Source organism: Belnapia mucosa (assembly GCF_016775475.1).
Classification (GTDB): domain Bacteria; phylum Pseudomonadota; class Alphaproteobacteria; order Acetobacterales; family Acetobacteraceae; genus Belnapia; species Belnapia mucosa.
This window is the reverse complement of record NZ_JAEUXJ010000028.1, coordinates 25,232-33,494: the sequence shown is the minus strand read 5'-3', so window position 1 is coordinate 33,494 and position 8,263 is coordinate 25,232. Positions and strand designations below refer to the sequence as shown.

Annotated in this window: 7 protein-coding genes and 2 pseudogenes; 5 read left to right on the top strand and 4 right to left on the bottom strand. The window is 66.1% G+C overall.

Annotation, left to right across the window (positions count from 1 at the left end; all coding sequences use genetic code 11):
- Both JMJ55_RS28115 and JMJ55_RS28110 read right to left on the bottom strand, forming a co-directional pair.
- A pseudogene (locus tag JMJ55_RS28115) lies at positions 1–85 on the bottom strand (IS5/IS1182 family transposase); the annotation flags it as partial.
- A 369-nt stretch (positions 86–454) separates the two neighbouring features.
- Entirely contained in the window at positions 455–1,627 is a 1,173-nt protein-coding gene (locus JMJ55_RS28110; protein WP_202828924.1) for a polysaccharide lyase domain-containing protein, read from the bottom strand.
- A 240-nt stretch (positions 1,628–1,867) separates the two neighbouring features.
- Here JMJ55_RS28110 and JMJ55_RS28105 point away from each other — a divergent pair.
- A pseudogene (locus tag JMJ55_RS28105) lies at positions 1,868–2,233 on the top strand (bleomycin resistance protein).
- A 107-nt stretch (positions 2,234–2,340) separates the two neighbouring features.
- Here the strand turns inward: JMJ55_RS28105 and JMJ55_RS28100 are convergent.
- Together JMJ55_RS28100 and JMJ55_RS28095 are read right to left on the bottom strand one after the other, a co-directional pair.
- Positions 2,341–2,880, bottom strand: coding sequence for a hypothetical protein (locus tag JMJ55_RS28100; RefSeq protein ID WP_202828923.1), 540 nt, complete (start codon positions 2,878–2,880; stop codon positions 2,341–2,343).
- A 507-nt stretch (positions 2,881–3,387) separates the two neighbouring features.
- Positions 3,388–4,491: a TRAP transporter substrate-binding protein gene (locus JMJ55_RS28095; protein ID WP_202828922.1), complete on the bottom strand. Its 1,104-nt coding sequence runs from the start codon at positions 4,489–4,491 to the stop codon at positions 3,388–3,390.
- Positions 4,492–4,641: 150 nt separating this feature from the next.
- Between JMJ55_RS28095 and JMJ55_RS28090 the strand changes: the two genes are divergently transcribed.
- From JMJ55_RS28090 to JMJ55_RS28075, 4 genes are all read left to right on the top strand, one after another.
- Positions 4,642–5,406 carry a glutaredoxin domain-containing protein gene (locus JMJ55_RS28090; RefSeq protein ID WP_202828921.1) on the top strand — a complete coding sequence of 255 codons (765 nt, stop codon included), beginning with the start codon at positions 4,642–4,644 and terminating at the stop codon, positions 5,404–5,406.
- The gene (locus tag JMJ55_RS28085) at positions 5,403–6,452 is read left to right on the top strand and encodes an LLM class F420-dependent oxidoreductase (protein ID WP_202828920.1); all 1,050 of its coding nucleotides are present in this window, start codon (positions 5,403–5,405) and stop codon (positions 6,450–6,452) included. Before JMJ55_RS28090 ends, JMJ55_RS28085 begins: the two co-directional genes overlap by 4 nt.
- The gene (locus JMJ55_RS28080; RefSeq protein WP_202828919.1) at positions 6,449–7,225 is read left to right on the top strand and encodes an enoyl-CoA hydratase-related protein; all 777 of its coding nucleotides are present in this window, start codon (positions 6,449–6,451) and stop codon (positions 7,223–7,225) included. Before JMJ55_RS28085 ends, JMJ55_RS28080 begins: the two co-directional genes overlap by 4 nt.
- Positions 7,226–7,305: 80 nt before the next feature.
- Positions 7,306–8,256 carry a Bug family tripartite tricarboxylate transporter substrate binding protein gene (locus tag JMJ55_RS28075; RefSeq protein WP_202828918.1) on the top strand — a complete coding sequence of 317 codons (951 nt, stop codon included), beginning with the start codon at positions 7,306–7,308 and terminating at the stop codon, positions 8,254–8,256.
- Positions 8,257–8,263: the final 7 nt, after the last annotated feature.

Sequence of the window (8,263 nt, the reverse complement as noted above, 5' to 3'; positions counted from 1 at the left end):
CGATCTGCCACTCTGCGTCGGTCAGGCAGGTTGCATAGGGCTGGGACCGGCGAGCAAGCTCGGCCCGGGCGGCGGGGGTCCACATCGGCAGCCTCAAGGACGTCAGACACCCGTCGAACGCTGCGGACCGACGCCGCTCACCTCATATCAGATCCACTCCCCCTCGTTCCGAAGCAGGCTCTAAGACGTCGACCCGCGTATTGAATCACCCCGGTGCCATCATCCAGTGTTACCGCTACGACAGACACGACGAGTTCCGCACTACCCACGCCGTTACTCGATGCCGACAAATACGCGAGGCGCTTCAAGACCCCGAAGGGCCTCACGCCCGACGGGTTCATCTGCCGGTCATGGGCCGCCCAGACCCCAAGCGTCACCGCAACCCGCATCACCGAGGCCGGGACCAAACACCTAAATTCGTCTCCATGCTTAGTTGAAACCAGACAAACGACGCTTATCGGCAAACGTCTGGCCAGGATACCGATGCTCCACCAGGGCCGGCGATACGCCGGACGCAACGTGCGAATTGCACCGCACCCATGGCCTGGGGATCCAACATGGGCATCGGCAATGGTTGCGGCGTCCAAGGCGGCAAGAAGGAGGAAGAGGCGACCGTGAAACCGTCCAAGGCAAGATTTCCGCTCGAAACGGCAATGCCTGGACCGTCTACCGAGGGGACACGCCGCCCAAATTCTGCAAACGGCCCGGCTCCGAACTGAGGCCGGCCGTCCCCCTCAATCCGGGCAAGAAGGTTGTTGCGAAAAAATAGCACCCCCCCGCCCTGGGCGAGAGCTCCATACAGTGCGCTTGAGCGCCCGTCAGGATAACGGAGATGCTCAAGCAAGAGCACATTGTTCACGACGTCTGCCAAGCCGTTTGAGACGACCTTCGGCATGCGCTGGCTTGTATGCCGGAAAACATTGGCTTGCATCGTCACGAAGACCTCCGGACGCAAGGCCGGGCTGTAAGGCTCGGCCCCCGCGTCGCAGCCGGGGGCCCCTCGATCCACCCCGCAGGCCGCAGATCCGACGAGCATGACCTTGTTGTGATCTTCAAACAGGTTGAAGGCAACAGTTGCGCGTGCAGGTTCTTCCGAACGGTTCCGGCGAAAGATGTCTACGCAGCCGTCACCGCATCTTCTGAAAGCGTTGTGCAGGATGGCGAGCCGGTCGAAGCCTTCCGTGACATTGATGGCATCGCCGGTCCGTTCGCCAGATTCGGCGTATTCATCCTTCGAGAAAGTCAGGCCGGTGACGACGACGTTCCGGCTTGCAACCCTAAGGATCGAAACCTGTGGCGCAGCGACGAGCCGAACGCCGGAGCAGCCTCCATCGAGAGTCGTGTTCGGACCGAGGCGGAGGCTGCCGGACACCCTGATCGCTTGGCCTGTGAGGCTTGGCGCAAAGCGGATCCACCCACCGCCCTCCTGGACGGCTGTTTCAACCACCCATCGAAGCGTACCCGGAACTAAAGGCCTGGAATTGGAGGAGTGGTGATCCTCCTTGGAGGTGACGACAAGCAGCCGTTTACCCAAACCACCCGTCGTGCCCCGTCCGTATCCCTCGATGCGCGACAGGATAGCAGCGTCAACGACGCGCCCTTCCTCGACGCGCAATTCGAGCGGCATGGTGCAGTGCTCCTGGGCAGAGAGAGCAGGCACGACGCCCACCAAGTTCTGCGCGCAAGCAGGCGCCGACAGCATGCCGCCCAATGTCAAGAGCAAACCAGCTATACGGCGGCTCCATGATCCCGCTATCGTTGTGGCCTTAGAGCCCCCTTCAGAACGAAACAAAAATAGCCGCAAGCGACCCTTTGCAGACATGCTGGTCATGCTGTCTGTTTGTTGCCTGCTGAACGGAGCAACACTTTGGCTGACATGGCGACCCCCAACCTGCCCTCGCGTGACTTCAACGTGACGTCGCGCTTCTTCGGGCAGCTGGGCTTCGTGGAGACCTAGCGCGATGAGGGCTGGATGATCGTCAAGCGCGGTGACCTGACCCTTGAGTTCTTCCCACATCCCAGCCTTGATCCTGCTGAGAGCTGGTTCAGCTGCTGCCTGAGGCTCGATGATGTCGGCGCCTTCTTTGAAGCCATGCTGTCCGCCGGTGTCCCGGAACAAGCCACTGGCTGGCCGAGAGCACATCGCCCGAAGCGAGAGGCATGGGGCGGAACAGTCGGCGCCCTGATCGACCCCGACGGCACCCTTCTCCGGCTTGTTCAAAGCCCGGATTAAAGGTCCGTTCCCACCCATCTTATCTGTTCCGATTCCGCTCTGAGGCGGGCTCTTAGTCACCGCCGGATCGCTGTTCCATTGCCTAGCTCTGGCCAAAATAGGCCCCATCAGATGACCGCCGGCGCTTCGGAGGGGAGTGCAGGATCGAGGCTCTGATTCTTGGTAAACTGGTAGAGTCCATCCGCCTTGCCCTGCTCGAGACTGGTCCTCAGGCCGACCTTGCCGGTGTGCGTGACGACAGCGGCGCAGGATGACATGATAGAAACGGCAGCAACAAGCCGACGACCAAATTCGGTGCGATCCAAACCCATTTTCGCTTCGATATTCATGCGGTGTATGGCGGCGTGCGTCGTACTGGTAACAGGCATCTCCTCAACGAAGAAAGCAAGATCGCCAAACCCATTCATGAGGAAGTCACGAACCTGCTGCTGATCGGTTTGCACATAGACCCGATCGAATAGCACAGTCTCCAACAAGTGTCGTCCCGCCGCAAGATACTCGGCGGGATCAACCGGCTTCACCTCACGGTCCTTATCGGTGCCTCGATAGCACACCGCGAGGGTCCGCTCTGGCACGATCCGGTATTTCTCGCGCAAGCCAGCCGCGATGCGCTCCACTTCGCTGGAAGGCGTGAAATATCGCTTCAAGAAAGAGGCGAGGGTCCTATGGGGAGCTGCGAGTAGAGGCCGTGGTTCTGGATGAGCCGCTTCGGGTTGAGCGCATGTGGGCCAAGGTCCACATTCTTAATCGGCTCGCCGGAAGGCGGCGCGAAAAATGTCTCGATGGCCGAGACGTCGCCGTCACTCGCCCCATGGTCCCGAGCTCGAAAATTCCTGAAACGGAGGAACAGACAAGACGGTCCACATAATAGCTATTGGCGTGAGCGAACAGGATAGCCCGCAGCAACGTCGTGCAGCACGAGAAGAAACCCGCGCTATAGCGCGCATCGATCGTGGCAATGCGCCGAACCGGATCCATCGCCACAACCGGGTTACGCATGACGTGATTCGGGTAGACGGTCTACTCGATCTCCAATTCATCCGCCAAGATGACTGGAACCTAGTTTGTTTCTAAGCAAAAGTTTCATAACTAAGACCTGATGACTGTCAATCAGTAGGACGGTCACAGAAGGCGTGCACCCTGGTTGCCCCGCCTCACCGCCGCTGCGCAGCCTGGGCGACGTAATTGTCGAAGGACAGCTCCGCCACGCGGAACCAAGCCCGCATGTCGTCGCGGGACTTGGACCACGCCGCATGGATCTTTGCGTATTCCGGGCTCTTCTGCACCAGCTCGGCTTCAAGGGCCATCGCTTCGCGGTAGCAGGCATCCATCACCTCGCGCGGGAAGGCGCGGAGCTGGGTGCCGGCGGCGAGCAGGCGGCGGAGCGCCTCCGGGTTGCGGGTGTCGTAGCGGGCGACCATCCAGTGCGTTGCCTCGGCGGCGGCGGTGCGGATCGCGGCCTGGTAGCTTTTCGGCAGCGCATTCCACTGGTCGAGATTGGCGACGAAGGTGGTGTTGGCCGCGCCCTCCCACCAGGCGGGGTAGTAGTAGAAGGGCGCCACCTTGTTGAAGCCGAGCTTCTCGTCGTCATAGGGGCCGAGCCATTCGACGGCGTCGATGGTGCCGCGCTCCAGCGCCGGATAGATGTCGCCTCCGGCGAGCTGCTGCGGCACGCCGCCGACGCGCTGCAGCACCGTGCCGCCGAGGCCGGCGATCCGCATCTTGAGGCCCTTCAGGTCCTCGACCGTCTTCACCTCCTTGCGGAACCAGCCGCCCATCTGGGCGCCGGTCGTGCCGAGCGGCAGGGCATAGGTGTTGTATTGCCGGAACAGCTCGTTCAGCAGGTCGATCCCGCCGCCCTCATACATCCAGGCATTCTGCTGGCGGGTATTGAGGCCGAAGGGCACGCCGGTGGCGAAGGCGAAGGCCGGGTTCTTGCCGATATAAAAGGAGGAAGTGGTGTGGCAGGCCTCCACCGTGCCGGCCTGGACCGCATCCAGCGCCTGCAGCGCAGGCACGACCTCGCCGGGGCCGAAGACGCGGATCTGGAAGCGGTCCTCGGTGAGCTCGGCCACGGTGCGCGAGAAGACCTGCGCGGCGCCGTGGATGGCGTCGAGGCTCGTCGGGTAGCTGCTGGTGAGGCGCCAGCGGATGGCCGGCGCAGATTGTGCCAGGGCGGGGGTGGTCAAGGCGGGGGTGGCCAGCGGGAGGGCGGCGGCAGCGAGCGCGCCCCGGCCGAGAATGGCTCTGCGGTCCATATTGGGTTTCCTCCGGAACTTTCGGGCCCGGGGTGAACCACGGAAGCGCGGGCCGGGGAAGCCCCCAAGGGAGGAGCTCCCAAGGAAGGCTGCGGGCTGGTCGAATGCGCCGGGGCGTATAAGCTGGGGTAAAATACCGGAGGGAATGCCATGTCCGCCGCCCTGGACGAGGAGGTGCGGGTCTACTGGATGACCGGCTGCACCAGCTGCCTGCGCACCAAGGAATTCCTCGCCCGGCACCGCATCCCCTTCCTATCGCGCAACGTGCTGGTGGATGAGGCGGCCTATGCCGAGCTTGAGCGCTTCGGGCTGCGGCAGGTGCCGATCGTCACCCGCGGCGGATCCTGGGCGAATGGCCAGGTGCTGCGCGACGTGGCGGATCTGGTCGGGATCGATCTCGGCGCGCCGCAGATCCTGCCCGTGGCGGAGCTGCGGCGGCGGCAGGAGGCGATCCTGGCCGGGGTGCAGCGCTTCGCGGCGCAGCTGCCGGAGGAGAGTCTCGGCACCCTGCTGCCCGACCGGCCGCGCAGCCATGCCGACCTCGTCTACCACATCGTCAATATCGTCGATGCCTTCCTCGAGCATGAGGCGGGCATCCCGCTGACCTATGAGGCCTATTTCCGCCTGCCGCCACGGGCCGAGAAGGCCGGGCTGCTGGCCTATGCCGCCGATGTCGAGGCGCGGCTGCGGGCTTGGTTCGCCGGCCCCGGCCGGACGCGCGACTGGACCGAGACGGCACAGGTCTATTACGGCCGGCAGTCACTGCATGAATTCTTCGAACGCACCGTCTGGCACAGCGGGCAGCATACGCGGCAGCTGATCTGGGTGCTGGAGCGGATGGGCATCGCGCCCGATGGGAAGCTTGGGCCGGAGGTCTTCGCCGGCCTGCCGATGCCGCAGGAGGTATGGGGATGAAGCTCGGCCTGTCGATCGGCTATTCGGGGGCGCGGCTGGATGTGCCGGTCGCGCTGGTGCAGCGGGCGGAGGAGCTTGGGTACGACTCTGTCTGGACGGCGGAGGCCTATGGCTCGGATGCCGTCTCTCCCCTCGCCTATCTGGCGGCGGTGACGAAGCGCATCCGGCTCGGCACCGGCGTCATGCAGCTGGCGGCGCGGACGCCGGCCAATGCGGCGATGTGCGCCGGCACGGTGGATGCGCTGGCGGGCGGCGGGCGCTTCATCGCCGGGCTCGGCGTCAGCGGGCCGCAGATCGTCGAGGGCTGGTACGGCCAGCCCTGGGGCAAGCCCTATTACCGGGTGAAGGACTATGTCGCCATCATGCGGAAGATCTGGGCGCGCGAGGCGCCGGTGACGCATGACGGGCCGGAGATCCCCCTGCCCTATACCGGGCCCGGCGCGCTCGGCATCGGCAAGCCGCTGAAGTCGATCCTGCACATGAACCCGTCCATCCCCGTCTATCTGGGGACGGAGACGGATGCGATGGTGCGGCTGACCGGCGAGATCGCCGATGGCTGGCTGGCGCTCGGCTTCGTGCCCGGCACGATGCCGCATTTCATGCCGCTGCTGGAGGAAGGCTTCCGCCGCGCGGAGAAGGCGACAGGCCGGCCGAAGACCCGCGCCGATTTCAGCATCCAGGCCAGCGTGCATGTCGAGGTGACGGAGGACGTGAAGGCCGGGCTGGCGAAGCTGAAGCCGGAGATCGCGCTCTATGTCGGCGGCATGGGGCACAAGGACAAGAATTTCCACCGCGACATGATGGAACGCCGCGGCTTCGGCGAAGCGGCGGCGCGCATCCAGGAGCTGTATCTGGCCGGGCGGAAGGACGAGGCGATCGCCGCCGTCCCCGATGATTGGGTGGACATGAAGTCGCTGGTCGGCCCGCCGGCGCGCATCAAGGAACGCTTCCGTGCCTGGGCCGAAAGCGGGGCGGATGCGCTCAGCGTGCGGTCGCGCCAGCCGGCGGCGATCGAGGTGATGGCCGAGGCGGCGGGGCTGGCATGACGGAGGCCGTTCTCTACGAGGTGGTGGAGCCGCATATCGCGCTCGTCACCATCAACAGGCCGGAGGCGCGGAATGCGGTGAATGCCGCCGTCGCCGCCGGGATGGAAGCGGCGGTGGACCGGGCCGAGGCCGATCCCGAGATCTGGGCCGTGGTCCTGACCGGGGCCGGCCCGCACGCCTTCTGCGCCGGGGCCGATCTGAAGGAGGTCTCGGCCGGCCGCAGCGCCGGGCTGGCCAGCGCGAAATACGGCTTCGGCGGCCTCGTGCGGGCGCCGCGGACCAAGCTCTGGATCGCGGCGGCGCAGGGGCATGCGCTGGCGGGCGGGCTGGAGCTGCTGCTGGCCTGCGACATGGCGGTGGCCGCCGAGACCGCGACCTTCGGCCTGCCGGAGGTGACGCGCAGCTTGGTCGCAGCGGCGGGCGGCGTGTTCCGCCTGCCGCGCGCGCTGCCCAAGGCGATCGCGATCCAGATGATCGCCACCGGGGCGCCGATCCCGGCCTCGCTCGCCCTGCATCATGGGCTGGTGAATGCCGTGGTGCCGGCCGCCGAGGTGCGGGAGGCCGCGCTCGGCCTCGCCCGCCGCGTCACCGCCAATGCGCCGATCGCGGTGCGGGAAAGCCTCGCCATCGCCCGCCAGGCCCTGGTGCTGGACGATGAGGAGCTGTGGCGCCTGAGCCGCGCCGCCAGCGACCGCATGAAGCAGACCGAGGACTTCCAGGAAGGCCCGCGGGCCTTCGTGGAAAAACGCCCACCCCGCTGGGTCGGTCGCTAAACTCGCACCGGTCCAGGCCGGGTTCCGGCCTGGTGGGTGGGGTCCGGGGAGGGCAAAGCCCTCCCCGATGGGAGGAAACAATGAAGCGCAGAATGCTGCTCGCCGGCATGGCCCTCGCCACGCCCGCCTTGGCCCAATCGGATCGCTGGCCGAACCGGGAGATCAGCCTCGTCACCGGCTTCGGCCCGGGCGGCGGCACGGATGTGGTGGCGCGTGCCATCGCCGCGCATATGGAAAAGACGCTCGGCGTCGCCATCCCGGTGCGGAACACGCCGGGGGCGGGCGGGACGCTGGGGCCGGCGCGGATCGCGCAGTCGAGGCCGGATGGCTACACCTTCGGCCTGGTCGGGCTCTCGGCGCTGGTGGTGGCGCCGCTGACCATGGACCTTCCCTACAAGCCCTGGGAGAGCTTCGACTTCCTCGGCTGCACCTCGGAACTCCGGATCGGCGTGCCGGTCGGTCCCTCCATGCCGCATGTGCGGACCTTGCAGGATTTCATCGCCGAGGGACGCCGCCGCACCATCACCGTCGCCAGCACCAATCCGGGCTCCGCGGTCAGCTTCTTCGACCTGGCGCGGCTGGCGGGCATCCAGATCAGCTATGTGCCCATCAGCAGCATCACCGAGGCGGCGAGCCAGGTCGCCGGCGGGCATATCGACACCTATTCCGGCACCTCGGAGATGATCGGGCTGGTGCGGGGCGGCAACCTGCGGATGCTGGCGAGCGCCAGCGTGGACCGCTGGCCGGACTTCCCGGATGTGCCGACGCTGATCGAGCAGGGCTACGACACGGCGACCCGGCAACTGATTATCTGGGCCGGGCCGGCGGGGCTGCCGGCGCCGATCCGCGACCGGCTGTCGGCGGCGCTGCTGGAGGCGGCGCGCGATCCGGAGGTGATGGCGCGGCAAGCGGCGGGCGGGATCGCCAGCCGGGTGATCGACCGCGCCGGGACCATCACCGCGATCCGCGAGGTGGCGCCGGGGGTGGAGGCGGCGCTGATCGCCTCCGGCATGAACCGCAAGCGAAGCTGACGGCCCG